Here is a 26,078-nt window from a genome sequence, read left to right as displayed (position 1 = left end):
TCCCAATGTTCTGGAGTGCTTTTCCCTGTTTTACCGTGTGGAATAATAATTTTTGCACATCTAACCATTATTAAATTTAATAATAAGTATCGGGTTTGTTACGATAGAATTTTTCTATATCCTCAAGAATATGCTTTGCCTTATTGCCTGTGACTATCTGAGATTCAATTATAGTATCGTTAAATTCTAAAGTTAAAGAGAACTCTTTTTTTCCGCTTTGTGTAAGTTTAACCTTATATTGATTACCAATATCAAATAAAAAGGTCCTGTAATGAGAATAATCACCTTTAACCTCCTCGGCAAAACAGCAAAGCGTGAAAATATACATACAATCTTTCTTACCCCTGATTTTGTTAACTAAATCAATAAATGCGTGAAAAACTGTACTTGCAATAGAACTTGATACTTCTTCTCCAGGTCTACAAAAATCTTTTGCAATTTTTAACTGTGTTTCTATATATAAAAAGAGATCTTTGGCATAAGAGAAATCTTTGTCATAAGAGATACCTTTGTTATTTAGTGTATCTAGCTCTACAGGTAAAGATGTCGTGTTGTTGCTATTCACATTTGATATATTCATATCATCATCTCCTTCGGGAGTAATAAAATTAGTCACCATTGTAGGGTAGGGGGCTGGTCAATCAGAAATCATCTTTATAAACTTCGATTGTTTTTGTAATGCTGTATCATTAAGTTTATTAAATCGTACAGCAGATAAATGTTCTATCAAATTTCGCTCATTTGCAGAGGATTCATCATAATAAACGCAAAATTAATGTATTCTTACATCGCGTAATAAACATTTTTTTTACAAAAAACGACAGGAACGTATTTACTGGGTTAAATATAATCATCCTGCTTTTCATCACAAAAACCGCAGATAATCCTTCCTTTCCCCTGCTGCTGGCGTTATGGTCAGATGGTTTTTGCAACAAATCTCACAATAAAAAGTTTCAACATACTGACTATTTAGGGAAAAATATGCGCAAGATCACACAGGCAATCAGTGCCGTTTGCTTATTGTTCGCTCTAAACAGTTCCGCTGTTGCCCTGGCCTCATCTCCTTCACCGCTTAACCCTGGTACTAACGTTGCCAGGCTTGCTGAACAGGCACCAATTCATTGGGTTTCGGTCGCACAAATTGAAAATAGCCTCGCAGGGCGTCCGCCAATGGCGGTGGGGTTTGATATCGATGACACGGTACTTTTTTCCAGTCCGGGCTTCTGGCGCGGCAAAAAAAACTTCTCGCCAGAAAGCGAAGATTATCTGAAAAATCCTGTGTTCTGGGAAAAAATGAACAATGGCTGGGATGAATTTAGCATTCCAAAAGAGGTCGCTCGCCAGCTGATTGATATGCATGTACGCCGCGGTGACGCGATCTTCTTTGTGACTGGTCGTAGCCCGACGAAAACAGAAACGGTTTCAAAAACGCTGGCGGATAATTTTCATATTCCTGCCACCAACATGAATCCGGTGATCTTTGCGGGTGATAAACCAGGGCAAAATACAAAATCGCAATGGCTGCAGGATAAAAATATCCGAATTTTTTATGGCGATTCCGATAACGATATTACCGCCGCACGCGATGTCGGCGCTCGTGGTATCCGCATTCTGCGCGCCTCCAACTCTACCTACAAACCCTTGCCACAAGCGGGTGCGTTTGGTGAAGAGGTGATCGTCAATTCAGAATACTGACAGAGCGGGAGAGCGTGACACTCTCCCGAATGCTGTTTTTTTAATCACACCTTTATCCTTTCGCTGTCTTGCTGCAAACTGATTAAGAGAGTTTTATCAAGGAGCAGCACATGTGGTATCAAAAGACGCTCACGCTTAGCGCCAAATCTCGTGGGTTTCATCTGGTAACGGATGAAATTCTGAATCAGCTGGCTGATATGCCGCGCGTTAACATCGGTTTACTGCATCTGTTGCTGCAACATACCTCCGCCTCTCTGACACTTAATGAGAACTGCGATCCCACCGTACGCCACGACATGGAGCGTTTTTTCCTCCGCACCGTTCCCGACAACGGAAATTATGAGCATGACTATGAGGGAGCAGACGATATGCCTTCTCATATCAAATCCTCAATGCTGGGAACATCGCTTGTATTGCCGGTGCATAAAGGGCGTATTCAGACCGGCACCTGGCAAGGCATCTGGCTGGGGGAACATCGCATCCACGGCGGATCGCGTCGCATTATCGCGACACTACAAGGGGAGTAAAAAATGACCATTTCGGAGTTGCTACAATATTGCATGGCTAAAGCTGGCGCGGAACAGAGCGTTCACAGCGACTGGAAAGCGACGCAGATCAAAGTTGAAGATGTGCTTTTTGCGATGGTGAAAGAGGTTGAAAATCGCCCAGCTGTTTCGCTGAAAACCAGCCCGGAGCTGGCAGAGTTGTTACGTCAGCAGCACAGTGATGTGCGTCCGAGCCGCCATCTGAACAAAGCGCACTGGAGCACTGTTTATCTCGACGGTTCGCTGCCGGATTCGCAAATCTATTATCTGGTGGATGCGTCTTATCAGCAGGCGGTGAATTTGCTGCCGGAAGAAAAACGTAAATTGCTGGTGCAACTCTGAAAGGAAAAGGCCGCTCAGAAAGCGGCCTTAACGATTACAGCATCGGCTTGAGGAAGCGCGCCGTATGCGAAGCTTCGCACTCCGCGACGGTTTCTGGCGTACCGGAGACGAGGATTTCGCCGCCGCCACTTCCGCCTTCCGGTCCCAGGTCGACAATCCAGTCAGCGGTTTTGATCACGTCGAGATTGTGCTCAATCACCACAATGGTGTTGCCCTGATCGCGCAGTTTATGCAGTACGTCGAGCAGTTGCTGAATATCGGCGAAGTGCAGACCGGTGGTCGGCTCATCAAGAATATACAGCGTCTGCCCGGTGCCGCGTTTTGACAGCTCACGCGCCAGCTTCACGCGCTGGGCTTCACCACCAGAAAGCGTGGTTGCGGACTGCCCGAGGCGAATGTACGTCAGGCCAACGTCCATCAACGTTTGCAGCTTACGCGCCAGAGCTGGCACCGCATCAAAGAACTCACGCGCCTCTTCGATGGTCATATCCAGCACTTCGTGGATGGTTTTGCCTTTGTACTTAATCTCCAGCGTTTCACGATTATAGCGTTTACCTTTGCACTGGTCGCACGGTACGTAAATGTCCGGCAGGAAGTGCATCTCCACTTTGATCACGCCGTCGCCCTGACAGGCTTCGCAGCGCCCGCCACGGACGTTAAAGCTGAAACGTCCCGGCGTATAGCCGCGCGCACGGGATTCCGGTACGCCCGCAAACAGTTCGCGCACAGGCGTAAACACGCCGGTATAGGTCGCCGGGTTAGAACGCGGAGTACGACCAATTGGGCTTTGGTCGATATCGATCACTTTATCGAAATGCTCCAGCCCCTGAATATCGCGATACGGTGCCGGTTCGGCGATGGTCGCACCATTCAACTGGCGTTGGGCAATCGGGAACAGTGTGTCGTTAATCAGCGTCGATTTACCGGAACCTGAAACCCCTGTGATGCAGGTAAACAGACCGACTGGCAGCGTCAGCGTCACGTCTTTCAGGTTATTACCACGTGCGCCTGTCAGCTTCAGCACTTTTTCCGGATTCGCCGGAACGCGTTTCTTCGGCACTTCAATCTTGCGTTTACCGCTCATGTACTGCCCGGTCAACGACTCAGGCACTGCCATAATCGCTTCCAGTGGACCTTCTGCGACCACTTCACCGCCGTGTACACCTGCGCCCGGGCCAATGTCGATCACATGGTCAGCGGCGCGAATCGCGTCTTCGTCGTGCTCCACCACAATCACGGTATTACCGAGATCGCGCAGATGGATAAGCGTACCCAACAGGCGCTCGTTATCGCGCTGGTGCAGGCCGATAGACGGCTCGTCCAGCACATACATAACGCCAACCAGGCCCGCACCAATCTGGCTCGCCAGACGGATACGCTGTGCTTCACCGCCAGAAAGCGTTTCTGCCGAGCGGGAAAGTGTCAGGTAATTCAGGCCTACGTTAACGAGGAATTTCAGGCGATCGCCAATCTCTTTAAGAATTTTTTCCGCAATCTTCGCTCGCTGACCTGCGAGTTTGAGATTGTTGAAGAATTCCATCGCATGACCGATGCTCATGTCGGAGATGGCGGGCAGCGGCGTATTCTCGACATACACGTGGCGTGCTTCCCGACGCAGACGGGTTCCTTCGCAGCTGGCGCACGGACGATTGCTGATAAACTTGGCTAATTCTTCACGTACCGCACTGGATTCCGTCTCTTTATAACGGCGCTCCATATTGTGCAGCACGCCTTCGAACGGATGACGACGAATGGAGGTATCGCCACGATCGTTCATGTATTTGAATTCAATGTTTTCTTTGCCAGAACCGTACAACACCACTTTATGCACGTTCGCGCTCAGGCTGCCCCACGGCGCTTCGACGTCGAACTTATAGTGATCTGCCAGCGATTTCAGCATCTGGAAGTAATAGAAGTTGCGGCGATCCCAGCCTCGGATCGCACCACCTGCCAGCGACAGTTCCGGATTCTGGATCACGCGGTCAGGATCGAAATATTGCTGTACGCCAAGGCCGTCACAGGTCGGGCAGGCACCCGCCGGGTTGTTAAACGAAAACAGGCGTGGTTCCAGTTCACGCATACTGTAGCCGCAAATTGGGCAGGCGAAGTTGGCGGAAAATAGCAGCTCTTCCGCTTTTGGATCGTCCATATCGGCAACTACCGCGGTACCACCGGAAAGCTCCAGCGCGGTTTCAAACGACTCTGCCAGACGTTGGGTGAGATCGTCACGCACCTTGAAGCGATCAACCACCACTTCAATGGTATGTTTCTTTTGCAGTTCCAGTTTCGGCGGATCGGAAAGATCGCAGACTTCGCCATCAATACGAGCACGGATGTAACCCTGGCTTGCCAGATTTTCCAGCGTTTTGGTGTGTTCGCCTTTGCGCTCTTTAATGATTGGCGCGAGCAGCATCAGGCGTTTACCTTCCGGCTGGGACAACACGTTATCCACCATCTGACTGACGGTTTGCGCCGCCAGCGGTACATCGTGGTCCGGGCAGCGCGGCTCACCGACGCGGGCGAACAACAAACGCAAATAGTCGTGGATTTCGGTGATTGTCCCCACCGTAGAACGCGGGTTATGAGACGTCGATTTCTGCTCAATCGAGATGGCAGGAGAAAGCCCCTCAATATGATCGACGTCCGGCTTTTCCATCAGTGACAGAAACTGCCGCGCGTAGGCGGAAAGGGATTCAACGTAACGGCGCTGCCCTTCGGCATATAAGGTGTCGAAAGCGAGCGAGGATTTGCCAGAACCCGAAAGCCCGGTCACGACAATGAGTTTGTCGCGGGGGATAACGAGGTTGATGTTTTTGAGATTATGGGTGCGGGCGCCCCGAACTTCGATCTTATCCATTCACCTTTCCCGGATTAAACGCTTTTTTGCCCGGTGGCATGGTGCTACCGGCGATCACAAACGGTTAATTATGACACAAATTGACCTGAATGAATATACAGTATTGGAATGCATTACCCGGAGTGTTGTGTAACAATGTCTGGCCAGGTTTGTTTCCCGGAACCGAGGTCACAACATAGTAAAAGCGCTATTGGTAATGGTACAATCGCGCGTTTACACTTATTCAGAACGATTTTTTTTCAGGAGACACGAACATGGCCAGCAGAGGCGTAAACAAGGTTATTCTCGTTGGTAATCTGGGTCAGGACCCGGAAGTACGCTACATGCCAAATGGTGGCGCAGTTGCCAACATTACGCTGGCTACTTCCGAATCCTGGCGTGATAAAGCGACCGGCGAGATGAAAGAGCAGACTGAATGGCACCGCGTTGTGCTGTTCGGCAAACTGGCAGAAGTGGCCAGCGAATATCTGCGTAAAGGTTCTCAGGTTTATATCGAAGGTCAGCTGCGTACCCGCAAATGGACCGATCAATCCGGTCAGGATCGCTACACCACAGAAGTCGTGGTGAACGTTGGCGGCACCATGCAGATGTTGGGTGGTCGTCAGGGTGGTGGCGCTCCTGCAGGTGGCAATATCGGTGGTGGTCAGCCGCAGGGCGGTTGGGGTCAGCCTCAGCAGCCGCAGGGCGGCAATCAGTTCAGCGGCGGCGCGCAGTCTCGCCCGCAGCAGTCTGCTCCGGCAGCACCGTCTAATGAGCCGCCGATGGACTTTGATGACGATATTCCGTTCTGATTTTTCATTAAAACAATAGGTTATATTGTTTTAAGGTGGATGATTAAAACATCTGCCAGCCGTAAAAAAGAAGCCTCCGTTTTGGAGGCTTCTACATATCAAGTCAAAATCATTGGCCATTGTGGCGGTGTCTGATTCATCTCTTCTATCATCACCGACTCGATGTTGTGCCAGATGGCGGTGATATCCGCCATTGTGATGCCAAGCAACCCCATTGCGAACCAGCAGGCAGAAACCACGCCCAGACCGCTGCTGATCACTGCAAGCCCGACATAATCAGACCGACGAAAACGGATGTTGAGCGTGCTGGCCAGAAACATCATTACGGCACTAAGAAGTTGCCAGCGAAGAAGAACCACGCCAGTGGTGAGGGTAGCCATCAAACAATTCCTCTGAAAAGAGCCGATGCCCTGGACAGCGCGGCGTTGTTCACGGGAGGCGTGGTACACTCTGGCTATCGCGGGGCTTGCAGGACACAAAAATGAAACACTCTGTTTGTTTCATTAATTTTGTGAACTATATCACAATTGATTGTTTGTTAGCCAGATTAGGCCGTGACTTTTATTGCTGTACAGATTATGTGGTTTTTCAGCGGCATTAAGGGCATATCTTCCCGCCGCCTCTGCATTCCTGTAGAAAATTAATTTGAATATCAATGAATTATTTTTATCCAGGTGACCATTAAAAAGGTATCAATTTCAAATCAGGCAAAAGTGCTATTTATACCGTAAGATTTATCTAAAGACGTCGGTAACCAGGGTTTTCACCTTGCAATGACCGGGTATAAACAGGCAGGAAATTGATAGCAATGAGTCATCATGCACGACACCAATTACTGGCGTTGCCGGGCATTATCTTTTTAGTTCTCTTTCCCATCATTCTGTCGCTATGGATTGCCTTCCTTTGGGCAAAATCAGAAGTGAATAGCCAGCTCCAAACTTTTGCTCAGCTGGCGCTGGATAAATCCGAGCTGGTCATTCGCCAGGCAGATTTAGTGAGCGATGCAGCAGAACGCTATCAGGGGCAAGTTTGCACTCCAGCCCATCAAAAGCGAATGTTGAATATTATTCGTGGCTATCTTTATATTAATGAATTGATCTATGCCCGTGATAACCATTTTTTATGCTCATCGCTGATAGCGCCTGTAAACGGCTATACGATTGCACCGGCCGATTATAAGCGTGAACCTAACGTTTCTATCTATTATTACCGCGATACGCCTTTTTTCTCTGGCTATAAAATGACCTATATGCAGCGGGGAAATTATGTGGCGGTTATCAACCCTCTCTTCTGGAGTGAAGTGATGTCTGATGATCCGACATTGCAATGGGGTGTGTATGATACGGTGACAAAAACCTTTTTCTCGTTAAGCAACGAGGCCTCGGCAGCAACGTTTTCTCCGCTGATTCATTTGAATGATTTAACCGTACAAAGAAATGGCTATTTATATGCGACAGTTTATTCGACAAAACGCCCGATTGCAGCCATTGTTGCGACTTCATATCAACGTCTTATAGCGCATTTTTATAATCATCTTATTTTTGCGTTACCCGCCGGTATTTTGGGGAGTCTTGTTCTGTTATTACTCTGGCTACGTATTCGACAAAACTATTTGTCTCCCAAACGCAAATTGCAACGCGCCCTCGAAAAACATCAACTTTGCCTTTATTACCAGCCAATAATCGATATCAAAACAGAAAAATGTATCGGAGCTGAAGCATTGTTACGTTGGCCTGGTGAGCAGGGGCAAGTAATGAATCCGGCAGAGTTTATTCCGCTGGCAGAAAAGGAGGGGATGATCGAACAGATAACTGATTATGTTATTGATAATGTCTTCCGCGATCTGGGCGTGTACCTGGCAACACATGTCGATCGCTATGTTTCTATTAACCTGTCGGCCTCCGATTTTCATACGTCACGGTTGATAGCGCGAACCAACCAGAAAACAGAGCAATATGCGGTGCGTCCGCAGCAAATTAAATTTGAAGTGACTGAACATGCATTTCTTGATGTCGACAAAATGACGCCGATTATTCTGGCTTTCCGCCAGGCTGGTTACGAAGTGGCAATTGATGATTTTGGTATTGGCTACTCTAACTTGCATAACCTTAAATCATTGAATGTCGATATTTTGAAAATCGATAAATCGTTTGTTGAGACGCTGACCACCCATAAAACCAGTCATTTGATTGCGGAACACATCATCGAGCTGGCGCACAGTCTGGGGTTAAAAACGATCGCTGAAGGCGTCGAAACTGAGGAGCAGGTTAACTGGCTGCGCAAACGCGGCGTGCGCTATTGCCAGGGATGGTTCTTTGCGAAGGCGATGCCGCCGCAGGTGTTTATGCAATGGATGGAGCAATTACCCGCGCGGGAGTTAACGCGCGGGCAATAAAACTACAGGCGGTGGCGATAATCGCTGGGAGTGCGATCAAACTGCCGACGGAAAACGCGGGAGAAGGTCTGCTGCGAGACATAACCCAGGTCCATTGCGATATCAAAAATCGGACGCTCGGTGGTGCGCAACTCAACGGCGGCCAGTAACAGGCGGCGTTGGCGAATGTAATCACCTAGTGTCTGATGCGTCACAGTACGGAACATCCGCTGTAAGTACCACTTTGAATAGCCTGATTTTTTTGCGACGACATCAATGTTAAGCGGCTGGTCAATATGCTCGTCAATCCATGCGATAAGATCCTGAATAATTTTCTGATGGGACATAAATCTGCCTCTTTTCAGTGTTCAGTTCGTTAATTCATCTGTTGGGGAGTATAATTCCTCAAGTTAACTTGAGGTAAAGCGATTTATGGAAAAGAAATTACCCCGCATTAAAGCGCTGCTAACCCCCGGCGAAGTGGCAAAACGCAGCGGTGTGGCGGTATCGGCGCTGCATTTCTATGAAAGCAAAGGGTTGATTAGCAGTATCCGTAATAGTGGCAATCAGCGGCGATATAAACGTGATGTGTTGCGATATGTCGCAATCATCAAAATTGCTCAGCGTATTGGCATTCCGCTGGCGACCATTCGTGAAGCATTTGGCGTGTTGCCCGAAGGGCATACATTAAGTGCGAAAGAGTGGAAACAGCTTTCGTCCCAATGGCGAGAAGAGTTGGATCGGCGCATTCATACCTTAGTGGCGCTGCGTGACGAGCTGGACGGATGTATTGGTTGTGGCTGCCTTTCGCGCAGTGATTGCCCATTGCGTAACCCGGGCGACCGCTTAGGAGAAGAAGGCACAGGCGCACGCTTGCTGGAAGATGAACAAAACTAAAGCGCCACAAGGGCGCTTTAGTTTGTTTTCCGGTCTTTGTCTTTCTCTCTATCCCGCTGGTACACAGGAGGGTTTCCCCCGACGTCAACACACCTCATTCGAGCACGTGGTGGAGGTTCCGGTTGGTGTTGATGCTTTAATTGTATGTCACCGGCGTTTCTTCGCCAGTGTAAAAGTACACTTTTTAGCCGCAATATTTTTGTCATCTCAGACGATTTTTTATCGCAATCCTGAACGGTATACGGCTCGATAACGCTGCAATCTTGCGCATCGACGATAACGTTTGCGCATCAATTGCCTGGTTTTTCATCGTCAAGACAATAAAAGAGAAAAAAGCAGCAAACTTCGGTTGAAAAAGCCGCTATGATCGCCGGATAATCGTTTGCTTTTTTTACCACCCGTTTTGTATGCGCGGAGCTAAACGTTTGCTTTTTTGCGACGCACCAATTTGTCGCAAACCTGGAGCAGGAAGATAACGTTTCGCTGGCAGGGGATTGTCCGCCACGCATCTTGACGAAAATTAAACTCTCAGGGGATGTTTTCTTATGTCTACGCCATCAGCGCGTACCGGCGGTTCACTCGACGCCTGGTTTAAAATTTCACAACGTGGAAGCACTGTCCGTCAGGAAGTGGTTGCCGGGTTAACAACATTTCTGGCGATGGTCTACTCGGTTATCGTCGTTCCGGGCATGTTGGGTAAAGCAGGCTTCCCGCCTGCGGCAGTTTTCGTTGCGACCTGTCTGGTTGCCGGACTCGGTTCTATCGTGATGGGTCTGTGGGCTAATCTGCCGTTGGCGATTGGTTGCGCCATCTCCCTGACGGCGTTTACCGCATTCAGTCTGGTGCTGGGGCAACATATTAGCGTACCTGTCGCGCTGGGTGCCGTGTTCCTGATGGGTGTGCTGTTTACGGTCATTTCTGCCACGGGTATCCGTAGCTGGATTTTGCGCAACTTGCCGCACGGTGTGGCGCACGGCACGGGGATTGGTATCGGTCTGTTCCTGCTGCTGATTGCTGCTAATGGTGTCGGTCTGGTGATTAAAAACCCACTTGATGGTCTGCCCGTCGCGCTGGGGGATTTCACGACCTTTCCGGTGATGATGTCGTTGGTGGGGCTGGCAGTGATTATCGGCCTGGAAAAACTGAAAGTCCCTGGTGGCATTCTGCTGACCATTATCGGTATCTCAATTGTCGGTTTGATCTTCGATCCTAACGTCCATTTCTCCGGCGTTTTCGCCATGCCTTCATTGAGCGATGAAAACGGCAATTCACTAATTGGCAGCCTGGACATTATGGGCGCGCTGAATCCTGTAGTCCTGCCAAGCGTTCTGGCGCTGGTGATGACGGCAGTATTTGATGCCACCGGAACTATCCGTGCCGTCGCCGGCCAGGCGAACCTGCTGGATAAAGATGGGCAGATCATCGACGGCGGGAAAGCACTGACCACTGACTCCATGAGCAGCGTTTTCTCTGGCCTGGTGGGTGCAGCTCCGGCAGCGGTATACATCGAGTCTGCGGCGGGTACGGCGGCGGGCGGTAAAACCGGTTTGACGGCTATCACCGTTGGCGTGCTGTTCCTGCTGATTCTGTTCCTCTCTCCGCTCTCTTACCTCGTTCCGGGGTATGCAACGGCTCCGGCGCTGATGTACGTTGGCCTGCTGATGCTGAGTAACGTGGCGAAAATCGACTTTGCTGATTTTGTTGATGCGATGGCGGGTCTGGTTACGGCGGTATTCATCGTGCTGACCTGTAACATCGTAACAGGCATCATGATCGGCTTCGCGACTCTGGTGATTGGTCGTCTGGTTTCCGGCGAATGGCGCAAGTTGAACATCGGTACGGTCGTTATCGCTGTGGCGCTGGTGACCTTCTATGCGGGTGGCTGGGCTATCTAATCTTTCATATGATTCTGAAAACGGGTGGCAATGGCTGCCCGTTTTTATTTTCTCCGCACATTGTGTGAGCTTTTGCGATATTCTGAAAAAATGAGAATTCAGGCATAACGCCTTTCTCAGATCATAAAAAACATCGCAAACAGGGAACGCATGGAAATCTTCTTCACCATACTGATAATGACCCTCGTGGTCTCGCTGTCCGGGGTGGTCACTCGTGTCATGCCCTTTCAGATCCCGCTTCCGCTTATGCAAATCGCCATCGGTGCGCTACTGGCGTGGCCGACGTTTGGTTTGCATGTGGAGTTTGATCCTGAACTCTTTTTAGTCTTGTTTATCCCGCCGTTGCTGTTCGCTGATGGCTGGAAAACGCCGACCCGTGAATTTCTCGAACATGGTCGAGAGATTTTCGGCCTCGCGCTGGCGCTGGTGGTGGTCACCGTGGTCGGCATTGGCTTTCTTATTTACTGGGTGGTGCCGGGCATTCCGCTGATCCCCGCCTTTGCGCTGGCGGCGGTGCTTTCTCCGACCGATGCTGTGGCGCTCTCGGGGATTGTTGGCGAAGGGCGCATCCCGAAAAAAATCATGGGCATTTTGCAGGGCGAAGCGTTGATGAATGACGCCTCCGGTCTGGTGTCGTTGAAGTTTGCCGTGGCAGTGGCGATGGGGACGATGATCTTCACCGTCGGTGGTGCGACGGTCGAATTTATGAAAGTGGCCATTGGCGGTATTCTCGCCGGTTTTGTGGTGAGCTGGCTGTACGGTCGCTCGCTGCGATTCCTCAGCCGCTGGGGCGGTGATGAACCCGCGACGCAGATCGTCCTGCTGTTCCTGCTGCCATTCGCTTCTTATCTGATTGCCGAACATATTGGCGTTTCCGGTATCCTCGCTGCGGTTGCCGCCGGGATGACCATCACCCGTTCCGGTGTGATGCGCCGTGCGCCGCTGGCAATGCGCCTGCGCGCAAACAGTACCTGGGCGATGCTGGAATTTGTCTTTAACGGCATGGTATTCCTGCTGTTAGGTCTGCAGCTGCCGGGTATTCTGGAGACGTCGCTGATGGCGGCAGAAATCGACCCTAACGTCGAAATCTGGATGCTGTTTACCGATATCATTCTGATTTATGCGGCGCTGATGCTGGTCCGTTTCGGCTGGCTGTGGACGATGAAAAAGTTCAGCAACCGCTTCCTGAAGAAGAAGCCGATGGAGTTTGGTTCGTGGACCACACGAGAAATCCTGATCGCGTCTTTCGCCGGGGTGCGTGGGGCGATCACTCTGGCTGGTGTGCTCTCAATCCCGCTGCTCTTGCCGGATGGTAACGTCTTCCCGGCGCGCTATGAGCTGGTGTTCCTGGCGGCTGGTGTCATTCTCTTCTCGCTGTTTGTCGGCGTGGTGATGTTGCCTATTCTGCTACAACACATTGAAGTCGCGGACCATTCGCAACAATTGAAAGAGGAACGTATTGCGCGAGCGGCAACGGCAGAAGTGGCGATTGTGGCGATCCAGAAAATGGAGGAGCGTCTGGCGGCGGATACCGAAGAGAATATCGATAACCAGCTGCTCACAGAGGTTAGTTCTCGCGTCATTGGTAACCTGCGTCGTCGCGCCGATGGACGTAACGACGTTGAAAGTTCCGTGCAGGAAGAGAACCTTGAGCGTCGCTTCCGTCTGGCGGCATTGCGTTCTGAACGTGCTGAACTGTACCACCTGCGCGCCACGCGGGAGATCAGCAATGAAACGCTGCAAAAATTACTGCACGATCTCGATTTGCTTGAAGCGTTGTTGATTGAAGAGAACCAATAACGCTTTGGCGGTGTAATCGGTAAAAAGGTGCAGTACATCGCACCTTTTTACCGTTGGTCAGGTGACCAGAGGCTAGTGGAGATTAATGCGCGCGGCCTTGCTCAACGCCAAAGCCAGTCTGGGAGCGGATAAACTGCGCACGGAACAGTTCACGCTCGCGCGCACCTTCCGCTGAATTATCCGTTGCCGAGAAGAACCAGATACCGAGGAATGCCACGCTGATAGAGAACAGTGCCGGGTATTCATACGGGAAGATGGCTTTTTCGTGACCGAGGATCTGTACCCAAATCGTCGGACCGAGGATCATCAGCACCACCGCAGTAATCAGTCCTAACCAGCCGCCCAGCATTGCGCCACGGGTAGTCAGTTTCGACCAGTACATGGAAAGCAGAATGATCGGGAAGTTACAGCTCGCCGCGATGGCAAACGCCAGCCCCACCATAAAGGCGATGTTCTGATTCTCAAACAGCACGCCGAGGATAATGGCAATCACACCCAAAATCAGAACGGTGATTTTCGATACCCGCAGCTCTTCACGTTCGGTCGCGCCTTTTTTGAAGACGTTAGCGTACAGGTCGTGAGACACCGCCGATGCGCCCGCCAGCGTCAGCCCCGCTACCACCGCGAGGATAGTGGCGAAAGCAACCGCTGAAATAAAGCCGAGGAACAGGTTGCCGCCCACCGCATTGGCCAGGTGAACTGCCGCCATGTTGTTACCACCAATCAGATGGCCCGCAGCATCTTTATATTCCGGATTCGCACCAACCAGCATGATTGCGCCGAAGCCGATAATAAAGGTCAGGATGTAGAAGTAGCCCATAAATCCGGTGGCGTAGAACACGCTCTTACGTGCTTCGCGGGCATCGCTGACCGTAAAGAAGCGCATCAGAATATGCGGCAAGCCCGCCGTACCAAACATCAGTCCGAGCCCCAGCGACAGTGCTGAGATCGGATCTTTCACCAGCCCGCCTGGCTTCATGATATCGACACCTTTCGGGTGTACCGCCATCGCTTCGCTGAACAGATTGTTGAAGCTAAAGCCGACGTGTTTCATCACCATAAAGGCCATAAAGCTGGCACCGAACAGCAACAGAACGGCTTTGATAATCTGTACCCAGGTGGTCGCCAGCATGCCGCCGAACAGGACGTACATCATCATCAGCACGCCGACCAGCACCACCGCAATGTGATAGTTAAGGCCAAACAGCAGCTCGATGAGTTTACCTGCGCCCACCATCTGGGCGATAAGGTAAAGCGCCACCACCACCAGAGAACCACAGGCCGAAAGAATACGAATCGGCCCTTGTTTCAGGCGGTAAGAGGCTACATCGGCAAAGGTGTAGCGGCCCAGGTTACGCAGACGTTCGGCAATCAGGAACAGAATGATTGGCCAGCCTACCAGGAAGCCCAGCGAGTAAATTAAGCCGTCATAGCCGGAGGTAAACACCAGCGCGGAGATCCCCAAGAATGAGGCGGCGGACATATAGTCCCCGGCAATCGCCAGCCCATTCTGAAAACCGGTGATATTGCCGCCTGCGGTGTAGTAGTCATTACGCGAACGTACGCGTTTTGACGCCCAGTAGGTAATGCCGAGCGTAAACACGACGAAAATCAGGAACATAATAATCGCCTGCCAGTTTGTTGGCTGGCGCTCTACGGCCCCGCTAATAGCATCCGCGGCGTTAGCTGCGAAAGGGAGTGTGGCGGCAAGCGCCGTCAGAACTCTTTTCATGATGCTTGTACCTCATGCAGGACTTCATTATTAAGACGGTCGAATTCGCCGTTCGCCCGCCAGATGTAGATACCAGTGAGAACAAAGGAGATCACAATTACTCCAACACCAATCGGAATACCGCGTGTGACGCTGGTGTTCGGATTCAGCGGGGTGCCCAGCCAGCCGGGCGCGAAGGCGATCAGTAAAATAAAGCCGATATAAACTGCCAGCATAATAATCGACAGGATGGTGGCAAACCGTTGCCGTTTTTCGACTAACTCCCTGAAATGCGCATTGTCTTCTATCCGCTGATAAATCGTACCATTCATCACAGATTCTCCAGAGGTAATGTAGGGATTGTTTTAATTCCCGCTCCCTTATGGGAGAAGGTTAACGCTTGGGTAACCCTTGCCGAATGTAGGCCGGATAAGGCATTCACGCCGCATCCGGCAATCAACGCCTGATGCGACGCTGTCGCGTCTTATCAGGCCTACAGCCGTTGCCGAATGTAGGCCGGATAAGGCGTTTACGCCGCATCCGGCAATCAACGCCTGATGCGTCGCTGTCGCGTCTTATCAGGCCTACAAACCGTTACCGACTCGCATCCGGCAATTGTGGGTTACGATGGCATCGCGATGGCCTGCTTCTCTTCAAGCAGCTTCTCGACTACGCCAGGATCGGCAAGCGTCGAGGTATCGCCCAGGTTGCTGGTATCGCCCGCCGCAATTTTGCGCAGAATACGGCGCATAATTTTGCCGGAGCGGGTTTTAGGCAGGGAGTCGGTCCAGTGCAGCACGTCTGGCGTCGCCAGCGGGCCAATCTCTTTACGCACCCAGTTGCGGACTTCTGCGTACAGTTCTGGTGACGGTTCCTCCCCGTGATTAAGCGTGACGTAGGCGTAGATCGCCTGACCTTTAATATTGTGCGGAATACCTACTACGGCGGCTTCGGCAATCTTCGGATGTGCCACCAGCGCCGACTCAATCTCTGCCGTTCCCAGACGGTGACCGGAGACGTTCAGCACGTCGTCCACGCGCCCGGTGATCCAGTAATAGCCATCTTCATCGCGACGCGCGCCGTCGCCGCTGAAATACATATTTTTGAAGGTGGAGAAGTAGGTCTGCTCAAAACGTTCGTGATCGCCAAACAGCGTACGCGCCTGACCCGGCCAGGAGTCGGTGATCACCAGACTGCCTTCGGTGGCCCCTTCCAGCGGGTGACCTTCGTTATCGACCAGCGCCGGTTGCACGCCGAAGAACGGACGTGTTGCCGAACCGGCTTTCAGCTCGGTAGCGCCAGGCAGTGGGGTGATCATGAAACCGCCAGTTTCGGTCTGCCACCAGGTATCGACCACTGGGCATTTCTCGTTGCCGATTTTTTTCCAGTACCACTCCCACGCTTCCGGGTTGATTGGCTCGCCCACGGAACCGAGAATGCGCAGCGACGAACGGTCAGTACCTTCGATCGCTTTATCACCTTCCGCCATCAGCGCACGAATCGCCGTGGGCGCGGTATAGAGAATATTGACCTGATGCTTGTCCACCACCTGCGCCATACGGGCAGGCGTCGGCCAGTTCGGTACGCCTTCAAACATCAGCGTGGTCGCGCCGCAGGCCAGCGGGCCGTACAGCAAATAACTGTGTCCGGTAACCCAGCCCACATCGGCGGTGCACCAGTAGATATCACCCGGATGATAATCAAAGACATATTTAAAGGTCAGCGCCGCGTACACCAGATAACCGCCGGTAGTGTGCAGCACGCCTTTCGGCTTCCCGGTAGAACCGGAGGTGTAGAGAATAAACAGCGGATCTTCGGCGTTCATCTCTTCCGCCTGGTGCTGATCGCTGGCTTGCTCAACCAGGTCGTGCCACCAGAGGTCGCGCCCTTCCTGCCAGTCAATTTTCCCGCCAGTACGCTTCAGTACCACCACATGTTCAATGCTAGTGACGTTCGGGTTTTTCAGCGCGTCATCAACGTTTTTCTTCAGCGGAATACTACGCCCGGCACGCACGCCTTCGTCGGAAGTGATCACCAACCGTGAGTTAGAATCGATAATGCGTCCGGCAACGGCTTCCGGCGAGAAGCCGCCGAAAATTACCGAATGCACCGCGCCAATGCGGGCGCAGGCCAGCATCGCGACCGCAGCTTCCGGTACCATCGGCATATAAATCGCCACCACATCACCTTTTTTAATGCCCAGCTCGAGCAGGGTATTGGCGAAGCGGCAGACGTCGCGGTGCAGCTCTTTATAGCTGATATGTTTGCTCTGGCTCGCGTCGTCGCCTTCCCAGATGATGGCGGTACGATCGCCGTTTTCTTGCAGATGGCGGTCAAGGCAGTTTGCCGCCAGATTCAGCGTGCCGTCCTCGTACCATTTAATGGACACATTACCGGGGGCAAAGGAGGTGTTTTTCACCTTCTGGTAAGGTTTGATCCAGTCGAGAATTTTTCCCTGTTCGCCCCAGAAGGTATCAGGTACGTTAATAGATTGTTGATACATCGCCTCGTACTGCTGAGGGTTTATCAGGCAACGGTCTGCGATGTTGGCAGGAATGGTGTGTTTGTGAATTTGACTCATGCTTTTGTTCTCCTTGTAAGATGTTAATAATATGTGGCATAAGCGTTAAATGTAGGGGTATTGGCAGTTTTGTTTAGTATTTGGGCGACAGATCACGCAAAAGTAGAATTGTGCAAATAAACGGCAGGGTAATTTTTGAAGGTCAGCAACAAAAGTTGATTAATTCTTTGAGGAACATGCAGTTATGCATGCTGTTGAAAAAGAGGAAGATACTGACTAACTCTAAAGTGGTATTTTACATGCACTTACAATTGATTAAAGACAACATTCATAGTGTGGTTATTTGTTACACATAGGGACGAGCAATGTCATGACAGTGTAGGTGCGGTTACTGTCGTGAAAAACAATAAAAACCGCCATTGCAACAATGGCGCAATTCGGATGAAGCCCTATGACAAGGATAAAAATAAACGCACGCCGTATCTTCAGCTTATTGATTCCTTTTTTCTTTTTCACTTCTGTTCACGCTGAACAAACGGCTGCTCCCGCAACACCTGTAACTGTGGAAGCGAAGAATGAAACCTTTGCCCCGCAGCATCCCGATCAATATCTCTCCTGGAAAGCTACCTCGGAACAGTCAGAGCGTGTTGACGCCCTGGCGGAAGATCCACGGCTGGTGATCCTGTGGGCAGGGTATCCCTTCTCGCGCGATTACAACAAGCCGCGTGGACATGCCTTTGCTGTGACCGATGTGCGTGAAACCCTGCGTACCGGTGCGCCGAAAAACGCTGAAGATGGTCCGCTACCGATGGCATGCTGGAGTTGTAAAAGCCCGGATGTGGCGCGTCTGATCCAGAAAGACGGCGAAGATGGCTACTTCCACGGAAAATGGGCGCGCGGCGGCCCGGAAATCGTCAACAACTTAGGTTGTGCCGATTGCCATAACACCGCCTCACCAGAGTTCGCCAAAGGCAAACCGGAGTTAACCCTTTCCCGTCCGTATGCGGCTCGCGCGATGGAAGCCATTGGTAAACCTTTTGAGAAAGCCGGACGTTTCGACCAGCAATCGATGGTTTGCGGTCAGTGCCATGTGGAGTATTACTTCGACGGCAAAAACAAAGCGGTTAAATTCCCGTGGGATGACGGCATGAAAGTCGAAAATATGGAGCAGTATTACGACAAAATTGCCTTCTCTGACTGGACTAACTCCCTGTCGAAAACGCCAATGCTGAAAGCGCAGCACCCGGAATATGAAACCTGGACAGCGGGCATTCACGGCAAAAACAACGTGACCTGTATCGATTGCCATATGCCAAAAGTGCAGAACGCCGAAGGCAAACTCTACACCGACCATAAAATTGGTAATCCGTTTGATAACTTCGCCCAGACTTGTGCGAACTGCCATACCCAGGACAAAGCTGCCTTGCAGAAAGTGGTCGCGGAACGTAAGCAGTCGATTAACGACCTGAAAATCAAGGTTGAAGATCAACTGGTTCACGCTCACTTCGAAGCGAAAGCGGCGCTGGATGCAGGCGCAACGGAAGCCGAAATGAAGCCGATTCAGGACGATATCCGTCATGCCCAGTGGCGTTGGGATTTGGCGATCGCTTCCCACGGCATTCATATGCACGCACCGGAAGAAGGTCTGAGGATGCTCGGTACGGCGATGGATAAAGCGGCGGATGCACGCACCAAACTGGCGCGCCTGCTGGCGACCAAAGGCATTACCCATGAAATCCAGATCCCGGATATCTCGACCAAAGAGAAAGCCCAGCAGGCCATTGGCCTGAACATGGAGCAAATCAAGGCCGAGAAGCAGGACTTCATCAAAACGGTGATCCCGCAGTGGGAAGAGCAGGCACGTAAAAACGGTCTGTTAAGCCAATAACCCCGTTCCGCCTCGCAAGGGGCGGAAAACACAATGGAGTGAATATGAGCGTATTACGTTCGTTATTAACTGCCGGGGTGCTGGCGTCGGGCCTGTTGTGGAGCCTGAACGGAATTACCGCTACCCCTGCGGCGCAGGCATCTGATGATCGCTACGAAGTTACCCAGCAGCGTAACCCGGATGCCGCCTGTCTGGACTGTCATAAGCCAGATACCGAAGGTATGCATGGCAAACATGCTTCTGTTATCAACCCGAATAACAAACTGCCGGTCACCTGCACCAACTGCCACGGTCAGCCATCACCGCAACACCGCGAAGGGGTGAAAGATGTGATGCGCTTTAACGAGCCGATGTACAAGGTTGGAGAGCAGAACAGCGTCTGTATGTCCTGCCATCTGCCGGAACAGTTGCAAAAAGCGTTCTGGCCGCACGATGTCCACGTAACCAAAGTGGCGTGCGCCAGCTGCCATTCCCTGCATCCACAGCAAGATACGATGCAGACGTTAAGTGACAAAGGACGGATTAAGATTTGCGTCGATTGCCACAGCGATCAACGCACCAATCCGAACTTTAACCCGGCGTCTGTTCCGTTGCTTAAGGAGCAGCCATGACCTGGTCTCGTCGCCAGTTTCTCACCGGCGTCGGCGTGCTGGCCGCCGTCAGCGGCACCGCAGGACGCGTGGTGGCGAAAACGTTGAATATCAATGGGGTGCGTTACGGCATGGTGCATGACGAGTCGTTATGCATCGGCTGTACCGCCTGTATGGATGCTTGTCGGGAAGTGAACAAGGTGCCGGAAGGCGTCTCGCGCCTGACGATTATTCGTAGCGAGCCGCAGGGCGAATTTCCTGATGTGAAATATCGCTTCTTCCGTAAGTCTTGCCAGCACTGCGATCATGCGCCGTGCGTTGACGTCTGCCCGACCGGTGCGTCTTTTCGCGACGCTGCCAGTGGGATTGTCGATGTTAATCCGGATCTCTGCGTCGGTTGTCAGTACTGCATCGCCGCCTGTCCGTACCGCGTGCGCTTTATCCATCCGGTCACGAAGACAGCGGACAAATGCGATTTCTGCCGTAAGACCAATTTGCAGGCCGGTAAGCTGCCCGCGTGCGTTGAGGCTTGCCCGACGAAGGCGCTGACGTTTGGCAATCTGGACGATCCCAACAGTGAGGTTTCGCAACTGCTGCGCCAGAAGCCCACTTACCGCTACAAGCTGGCGCTGGGAACCAAACCGAAGCTGTACCGCGTACCGTTTAAATACGGGGAGGTGAGCCAATGACGCAGACTTCCGCATTTCATTTTGAATCGCTGGTGTGGGACTGGCCGATTGCCATCTACCTGTTTTTGATTGGTATTTCTGCCGGTCTGGTGACGCTGGCCGTGCTGTTACGTCGCTTCTACCCTCAGGCAGGCGGTGCAGACAGTACGTTGCTGCGCACCACGCTGATTGTCGGGCCTGGCGCGGTGATCCTCGGTCTGTTGATCCTCGTCTTCCACCTGACAAGACCGTGGACCTTCTGGAAGCTGATGTTCCACTACAGTTTTACCTCGGTGATGTCGATGGGGGTGATGCTGTTTCAGCTTTACATGGTGGTGCTGGTGCTGTGGCTGGCGAAAATCTTTGAACATGATTTGCTTGCCCTGCAACAACGCTGGTTGCCGAAGCTGGGGATCGTGCAAAAGGTCTTGAGCCTGCTGACGCCCGTTCATCGCGGACTGGAAACATTGATGCTGGTGCTGGCGGTGTTGTTGGGGGCTTATACCGGCTTTCTGCTGTCGGCGCTGAAATCGTATCCGTTCCTCAATAACCCGATCCTGCCGGTGCTGTTCCTCTTCTCCGGCATCTCGTCCGGTGCGGCGGTGGCGCTGATCGCCATGGCGATACGCCAACGCAGTAACCCGCATTCCACGGAAGCGCACTTTGTACACAGTATGGAAATCCCCGTGGTATGGGGTGAAATCTTCTTGCTGGTGGCGTTTTTTGTCGGTCTGGCGCTGGGCGATGACGGTAAAGTGCGTGCGCTGGTGGCGGCATTGGGCGGCGGTTTCTGGACGTGGTGGTTCTGGCTTGGTGTCGCCGGGCTGGGGCTGATTGTGCCAATGTTGCTCAAACCGTGGGTCAATCGCAGTTCCGGCATTCCTGCCGTGCTGGCGGCATGTGGGGCCAGCCTGGTCGGCGTGTTGATGCTGCGCTTTTTCATTCTCTACGCCGGGCAGTTAACGGTGGCGTAAGCCAGAACAGAGGTGGTTTCTGGACGTATTCCTTCCTGAAGTCGGTTTTCTGGCATTGTTGTTAAGTCTCGGGGTCAACGTGTTGACCCCGTTGACGGCCTTCGCGGGAGTGCGGTTGCGCTGGCCTGCCATGATGCGACTCACTTGCATCGGCATTCTGGCGCAGTTCGCGCTCCTGCTGCTCGCCTTTGGCGTACTGACGTATTGTTTTCTCATCAGCGATTTCTCGGTCATTTATGTCGCCCAACATAGCTATAGCCTGCTGTCGTGGGAACTCAAACTGGCGGCGGTGTGGGGCGGTCATGAAGGTTCGCTGCTGCTTTGGGTGCTGCTGCTTTCCGCCTGGAGCGCGCTGTTTGCCTGGCATTATCGACAGCAAACCGATCCGCTATTTCCGCTGACGCTAGCCGTTTTATCTCTCATGCTCGCCGCACTGCTACTGTTTGTGGTGCTGTGGTCCGATCCCTTCGTGCGGATATTTCCACCAGCAATCGAAGGCCGCGATCTCAATCCGATGCTGCAACATCCCGGTCTTATCTTTCATCCACCGCTGCTTTATCTCGGCTACGGCGGTTTGATGGTGGCGGCGAGCGTGGCGCTGGCGAGTTTACTGCGCGGCGAGTTTGATGGTACCTGCGCCCGAATTTGCTGGCGTTGGGCACGACCAGGCTGGAGCGCATTAACGGCGGGGATCATCCTCGGTTCCTGGTGGGCCTATTGCGAACTGGGCTGGGGCGGCTGGTGGTTCTGGGACCCGGTGGAAAACGCCTCTTTATTACCCTGGCTTTCTGCCACTGCACTGCTGCACAGTTTGTCCCTGACACGCCAGCGGGGGATTTTCCGTCACTGGTCGCTGCTGCTGGCAATAGTTACTCTGATGTTGTCGCTGTTGGGCACGTTGATTGTCCGTTCTGGTATTCTGGTTTCGGTCCATGCGTTCGCGCTGGATAACGTCCGCGCTGTACCGCTGTTCAGTCTGTTTGTGTTGATTAGCCTTGCGTCTCTGGCACTGTATGGCTGGCGAGCGCGGGACGGTGGCCCGGCGGTGCGTTTTTCGGGGTTATCGCGGGAAATGTTAATCCTCGCTACGCTGTTGCTGTTTTGCGCAGTGCTCCTGATCGTGCTGGTGGGAACGCTTTATCCGATGATTTACGGCCTGCTGGGCTGGGGACGCCTCTCCGTTGGTGCGCCATATTTTAACCGCGCAACGTTACCGTTTGGTCTGTTGATGCTGGTGGTGATTGTGCTGGCGACGTTTGTCTCTGGCAAACGCGTGCAGCTTCCGGCGCTGGTAGCTCATGCGGGCGTGCTGTTATTTGCCTCGGGGATCGTGGTCTCCAGCGTCAGCCGTCAGGAGATCAGCCTGAATTTACAGCCGGGTCAGCAGGTGACGCTGGCAGGATACACCTTCCGTTTTGAGCGCCTCGATCTGCAAGCCAAAGGCAATTACACCAGCGAAAAAGCGATAGTGGCGCTGTTTGACCATCAGCAACGTATTGGTGAACTGACGCCGGAGCGGCGTTTTTATGAAGCACGTCGTCAGCAAATGATGGAACCGTCAATTCGCTGGAACGGCATCCATGACTGGTATGCGGTCATGGGCGAGAAAACCGGACCGGATCGTTACGCTTTTCGTTTGTATGTACAAAGCGGTGTGCGCTGGATCTGGGGGGGAGGATTGTTGATGATTGCGGGCGCATTGTTAAGCGGATGGCGGGGGAGGAAGCGCGATGAATAAAGGGCTTCTCACGCTACTGCTGTTATTTACCTGTTTTGCGCGCGCTCAGGTTGTAGACACCTGGCAATTCGCCAATCCGCAACAACAGGAACAGGCGTTAAATATTGCCAGCCAGTTACGCTGCCCGCAGTGCCAGAATCAGAACTTACTGGAATCCAATGCGCCGGTGGCAGTTAGTATGCGCCATCAGGTTTACACCATGGTGGAAGAGGGGAAAAGTGAAGTCGAAATCATTGGCTGGATGACCGAACGCTACGGAGATTTTGTTCGCTATAACCCACCGTTAACGGGTCAGACGCTGTTATTGTGGGCTCTGCCAGTGGTGTTGTTACTGCTGATGGCACTGATCCTCTGGCGAGTGAGGGCGAAGCGATGAAACAGCCTCAAATACCGGTGAAAATGCTGACAACACTCACGATTTTGATGGTATTTCTCTGTGTCAGCAGTTATCTGTTAAGTCCAAAATGGCAGGCGGTACATGCGGAGTATCAGCGTCAGCGCGATCCGCTACATCAGTTTGCCAGCCAGCAGACCCCGGAAGCTCAGCTTCAGGCATTGCAGGATAAAATCCGCGCTAATCCACAAAACAGCGAACAATGGGCGTTACTGGGCGAGTACTATCTGTGGCAAAACGATTACAGCAATTCGCTGCTGGCGTACCGTCAGGCGTTGCAACTACGTGGTGAGAACGCTGAACTGTATGCGGCGCTGGCGACGGTGCTTTATTACCAGGCCAGCCAGCATATGACCGCCCAGACACGCGCAATGATCGATAAAGCCCTCGCGCTGGACTCTAACGAAATCACCGCTCTGATGCTGCTGGCTTCCGATGCGTTTATGCAGGCGAATTACGCGCAGGCCATCGAACTATGGCAAAAAGTGATGGATCTCAACTCACCCCGGATCAACCGGACACAGCTGGTCGAGTCGATTAATATGGCGAAATTGTTGCAGCGGAGATCAGATTAATCATCTGGTGATGAAGATTATGTTATTGAGCTGCATAAAAAATAATCGAATGAACATATGCCAAAAATAATCACCAATCAGTATTATTGCAGATTAAACAAATAAAAATCTTTCCATAACAAATGGTTATTCATTAATCCTGCCATAAACTCGCGTTATTATGCATTAATGCAGCGAAAAGCTCTGTTGTTAAAGGGTTGCGCAACATACCGCGCAAATGATACTGATCATAAGCGTTAAAAAAATCTACAAACCAACGCAACACAATTCATGCCCTGGCAGTATGTCACGTTCTCGCGTTTCTGAACGGGGAACGGCGCTCCATTGAGGAAGTTATTCTGATGAAAAATATAAAATTCAGCCTGGCCTGGCAGATTCTGTTTGCTATGGTGCTGGGCATTCTCCTGGGAAGCTACCTGCACTACCATAGCGACAGCCGCGACTGGCTGGTCGTCAATTTGCTCTCTCCGGCGGGTGATATCTTCATCCATCTGATCAAAATGATTGTTGTGCCGATTGTGATCTCCACGCTGGTGGTGGGTATCGCGGGTGTTGGTGATGCCAAACAGCTCGGGCGTATTGGCGCGAAAACCATTATTTACTTCGAGGTGATCACCACCGTCGCCATCATTTTGGGGATCACTCTGGCGAACGTCTTCCAGCCCGGTGCCGGGGTGGATATGTCGCAGCTGGCGACCGTCGATATCTCGAAATATCAGAGCACGACGGAAGCGGTACAAAGCAGTTCCCACGGCATTATGGGCACGATTTTGTCGCTGGTGCCGACGAACATTGTGGCGTCGATGGCGAAAGGCGAAATGCTGCCGATCATCTTCTTCTCGGTGCTGTTTGGTCTGGGGCTTTCCTCCCTGCCCGCGACGCATCGTGAACCGCTGGTGACCGTGTTCCGCTCCATCTCTGAAACCATGTTTAAAGTGACTCACATGGTGATGCGTTATGCGCCGGTGGGTGTGTTTGCGCTGATTGCGGTGACGGTGGCTAACTTTGGTTTCTCGTCTCTGTGGCCACTGGCGAAACTGGTGCTGCTGGTGCATTTCGCCATTCTGTTCTTCGCGCTGGTCGTGCTGGGAATTGTGGCGCGCCTGTGCGGGTTAAGCGTCTGGATCCTGATTCGTATTCTGAAAGATGAGCTGATTCTGGCGTACTCCACTGCCAGCTCTGAAAGCGTGCTGCCGCGAATTATTGAGAAGATGGAAGCCTACGGAGCACCGGCGTCGATCACCAGTTTCGTGGTGCCGACCGGTTACTCTTTTAACCTTGATGGTTCGACGCTGTATCAAAGTATTGCCGCTATTTTCATCGCGCAGTTGTATGGCATTGACCTGTCCATCTGGCAGGAAATCATTCTGGTGCTGACGCTGATGGTGACCTCGAAAGGGATTGCTGGCGTGCCGGGCGTGTCGTTTGTGGTGTTGCTGGCAACGCTGGGCAGCGTAGGGATCCCGCTGGAAGGTCTGGCGTTTATTGCCGGTGTTGACCGTATCCTCGACATGGCGCGTACTGCGCTGAACGTGGTGGGTAATGCGCTGGCGGTGCTGGTGATTGCCAAGTGGGAACACAAATTTGACCGTAAGAAAGCGCTGGCTTATGAGCGCGAAGTGCTGGGCAAATTTGATAAAACTGCGGATCAATAATTGAAGATTGCCGGGGATATCCACCCGGCAATATGTGGATGCCTGATGCGACGCTTACCGCGTCTTATCAGGCCTACGCCAGACTGCGCAATAGCTTGATTTAGGGTGATTTTGTAGGTCGGATAAGGCGTTTACGCCGCATCCGACATCAATATCTGATGCGACGCT

General features: G+C 52.1%; 23 protein-coding genes and 1 pseudogene. 16 read left to right on the top strand and 8 right to left on the bottom strand.

What is annotated here, in order from left to right; genetic code table 11:
* Positions 1-76: 76 nt before the first annotated feature.
* Positions 77-328, bottom strand: a complete 252-nt coding sequence (locus ACJHWT_RS16845) for a hypothetical protein (protein WP_224471525.1) — start codon at positions 326-328, stop codon at positions 77-79.
* 29 nt (positions 329-357) lie between these two features.
* A pseudogene (locus tag ACJHWT_RS16840) lies at positions 358-580 on the bottom strand (hypothetical protein).
* Between the two features lie 401 nt (positions 581-981).
* Between ACJHWT_RS16840 and aphA the strand changes: the two are divergent.
* The 3 genes from aphA to ACJHWT_RS16825 all read left to right on the top strand — a co-directional run bounded on the left by aphA (position 982) and on the right by ACJHWT_RS16825 (position 2,582).
* Entirely contained in the window at positions 982-1,695 is a 714-nt protein-coding gene (aphA, locus tag ACJHWT_RS16835; protein WP_001317548.1) for an acid phosphatase AphA, read from the top strand.
* A 110-nt stretch (positions 1,696-1,805) separates the two neighbouring features.
* Entirely contained in the window at positions 1,806-2,222 is a 417-nt protein-coding gene (locus ACJHWT_RS16830) for a secondary thiamine-phosphate synthase enzyme YjbQ (protein WP_000270375.1), read from the top strand.
* A 3-nt stretch (positions 2,223-2,225) separates the two neighbouring features.
* Positions 2,226-2,582: an MmcQ/YjbR family DNA-binding protein gene (locus ACJHWT_RS16825; RefSeq protein WP_000155648.1), complete on the top strand. Its 357-nt coding sequence runs from the start codon at positions 2,226-2,228 to the stop codon at positions 2,580-2,582.
* Positions 2,583-2,616: 34 nt separating this feature from the next.
* Here the strand turns inward: ACJHWT_RS16825 and uvrA are convergent, their stop codons facing one another.
* On the bottom strand, positions 2,617-5,439 hold the full coding sequence (gene uvrA / locus ACJHWT_RS16820; protein WP_000357740.1) for an excinuclease ABC subunit UvrA: 2,823 nt from the start codon (positions 5,437-5,439) through the stop codon (positions 2,617-2,619).
* Between the two features lie 254 nt (positions 5,440-5,693).
* Here uvrA and ssb1 point away from each other — a divergent pair, with 254 nt between their 5' ends.
* On the top strand, positions 5,694-6,230 hold the full coding sequence (gene ssb1, locus ACJHWT_RS16815; protein WP_000168305.1) for a single-stranded DNA-binding protein SSB1: 537 nt from the start codon (positions 5,694-5,696) through the stop codon (positions 6,228-6,230).
* A gap of 98 nt (positions 6,231-6,328) precedes the next feature.
* On the opposite strand, the gene ACJHWT_RS16810 is transcribed toward ssb1, so the two are convergent.
* On the bottom strand, positions 6,329-6,610 hold the full coding sequence (locus tag ACJHWT_RS16810) for a YjcB family protein (protein ID WP_001295689.1): 282 nt from the start codon (positions 6,608-6,610) through the stop codon (positions 6,329-6,331).
* A 428-nt stretch (positions 6,611-7,038) separates the two neighbouring features.
* On the opposite strand from ACJHWT_RS16810, the gene pdeC reads away from it, so the two are divergent.
* Positions 7,039-8,625 (top strand): c-di-GMP phosphodiesterase PdeC, encoded by a 1,587-nt coding sequence (gene pdeC, locus ACJHWT_RS16805; protein WP_000017978.1) that lies wholly within the window; start codon positions 7,039-7,041, stop codon positions 8,623-8,625.
* A gap of 2 nt (positions 8,626-8,627) precedes the next feature.
* Here pdeC and soxS read toward each other — a convergent pair whose 3' ends face one another.
* Positions 8,628-8,951 carry a superoxide response transcriptional regulator SoxS gene (gene soxS, locus ACJHWT_RS16800; protein ID WP_000019358.1) on the bottom strand — a complete coding sequence of 108 codons (324 nt, stop codon included), beginning with the start codon at positions 8,949-8,951 and terminating at the stop codon, positions 8,628-8,630.
* A gap of 85 nt (positions 8,952-9,036) precedes the next feature.
* Between soxS and soxR the strand changes: the two genes are divergently transcribed.
* The 3 genes from soxR (at position 9,037) to ACJHWT_RS16785 (ending at position 13,196) form a co-directional block, all read left to right on the top strand.
* Positions 9,037-9,501: a redox-sensitive transcriptional activator SoxR gene (gene soxR / locus ACJHWT_RS16795; RefSeq protein ID WP_000412424.1), complete on the top strand. Its 465-nt coding sequence runs from the start codon at positions 9,037-9,039 to the stop codon at positions 9,499-9,501.
* A gap of 545 nt (positions 9,502-10,046) precedes the next feature.
* Positions 10,047-11,396, top strand: a complete 1,350-nt coding sequence (gene ghxP, locus ACJHWT_RS16790) for a guanine/hypoxanthine transporter GhxP (protein WP_000106892.1) — start codon at positions 10,047-10,049, stop codon at positions 11,394-11,396.
* 150 nt (positions 11,397-11,546) lie between these two features.
* The gene (locus ACJHWT_RS16785) at positions 11,547-13,196 is read left to right on the top strand and encodes a Na+/H+ antiporter (RefSeq protein ID WP_000402207.1); all 1,650 of its coding nucleotides are present in this window, start codon (positions 11,547-11,549) and stop codon (positions 13,194-13,196) included.
* An 82-nt stretch (positions 13,197-13,278) separates the two neighbouring features.
* Here ACJHWT_RS16785 and actP read toward each other — a convergent pair whose 3' ends face one another.
* The 3 genes from actP to acs form a co-directional block, all read right to left on the bottom strand.
* Positions 13,279-14,928 (bottom strand): cation/acetate symporter ActP, encoded by a 1,650-nt coding sequence (gene actP / locus ACJHWT_RS16780; protein ID WP_000832548.1) that lies wholly within the window; start codon positions 14,926-14,928, stop codon positions 13,279-13,281.
* The gene (locus ACJHWT_RS16775) at positions 14,925-15,239 is read right to left on the bottom strand and encodes a DUF485 domain-containing protein (RefSeq protein WP_001014565.1); all 315 of its coding nucleotides are present in this window, start codon (positions 15,237-15,239) and stop codon (positions 14,925-14,927) included. Before ACJHWT_RS16775 ends, actP begins: the two co-directional genes overlap by 4 nt.
* 290 nt (positions 15,240-15,529) lie before the next feature.
* Complete coding sequence (acs, locus tag ACJHWT_RS16770; protein WP_000078235.1) at positions 15,530-17,488, bottom strand: acetate--CoA ligase; 1,959 nt, start codon at positions 17,486-17,488, stop codon at positions 15,530-15,532.
* A gap of 391 nt (positions 17,489-17,879) precedes the next feature.
* On the opposite strand from acs, the gene nrfA reads away from it, so the two are divergent.
* From nrfA to gltP, 8 genes are all read left to right on the top strand, one after another.
* Positions 17,880-19,316: an ammonia-forming nitrite reductase cytochrome c552 subunit gene (gene nrfA / locus ACJHWT_RS16765; RefSeq protein ID WP_000196879.1), complete on the top strand. Its 1,437-nt coding sequence runs from the start codon at positions 17,880-17,882 to the stop codon at positions 19,314-19,316.
* A gap of 44 nt (positions 19,317-19,360) precedes the next feature.
* A complete protein-coding gene (gene nrfB, locus ACJHWT_RS16760; RefSeq protein ID WP_001295391.1) occupies positions 19,361-19,927 on the top strand; it encodes a cytochrome c nitrite reductase pentaheme subunit in 567 nt (188 codons plus the stop codon).
* On the top strand, positions 19,924-20,595 hold the full coding sequence (nrfC, locus tag ACJHWT_RS16755; protein ID WP_000220283.1) for a cytochrome c nitrite reductase Fe-S protein: 672 nt from the start codon (positions 19,924-19,926) through the stop codon (positions 20,593-20,595). The genes nrfB and nrfC overlap by 4 nt, the downstream gene beginning before the upstream one ends.
* Positions 20,592-21,548, top strand: a complete 957-nt coding sequence (gene nrfD, locus ACJHWT_RS16750; protein ID WP_000195169.1) for a cytochrome c nitrite reductase subunit NrfD — start codon at positions 20,592-20,594, stop codon at positions 21,546-21,548. The genes nrfC and nrfD overlap by 4 nt, the downstream gene beginning before the upstream one ends.
* 19 nt (positions 21,549-21,567) lie before the next feature.
* Entirely contained in the window at positions 21,568-23,286 is a 1,719-nt protein-coding gene (locus ACJHWT_RS16745) for a heme lyase CcmF/NrfE family subunit (RefSeq protein WP_410232342.1), read from the top strand.
* Positions 23,279-23,662 (top strand): heme lyase NrfEFG subunit NrfF, encoded by a 384-nt coding sequence (nrfF, locus tag ACJHWT_RS16740; RefSeq protein ID WP_001032536.1) that lies wholly within the window; start codon positions 23,279-23,281, stop codon positions 23,660-23,662. The genes ACJHWT_RS16745 and nrfF overlap by 8 nt, the downstream gene beginning before the upstream one ends.
* Positions 23,659-24,255 (top strand): heme lyase NrfEFG subunit NrfG, encoded by a 597-nt coding sequence (nrfG, locus tag ACJHWT_RS16735; protein ID WP_000812996.1) that lies wholly within the window; start codon positions 23,659-23,661, stop codon positions 24,253-24,255. Before nrfF ends, nrfG begins: the two co-directional genes overlap by 4 nt.
* A gap of 341 nt (positions 24,256-24,596) precedes the next feature.
* The gene (gene gltP, locus ACJHWT_RS16730; protein WP_000789589.1) at positions 24,597-25,910 is read left to right on the top strand and encodes a glutamate/aspartate:proton symporter GltP; all 1,314 of its coding nucleotides are present in this window, start codon (positions 24,597-24,599) and stop codon (positions 25,908-25,910) included.
* Positions 25,911-26,078 lie beyond the last annotated feature (168 nt).

Source organism: Escherichia sp. WS338, assembly GCF_046486405.1.
Classification (GTDB): domain Bacteria; phylum Pseudomonadota; class Gammaproteobacteria; order Enterobacterales; family Enterobacteriaceae; genus Escherichia; species Escherichia coli.
The sequence above is the reverse complement of the archived record's forward strand: the minus strand, read 5'-3'. Positions and strand labels throughout refer to the sequence as shown.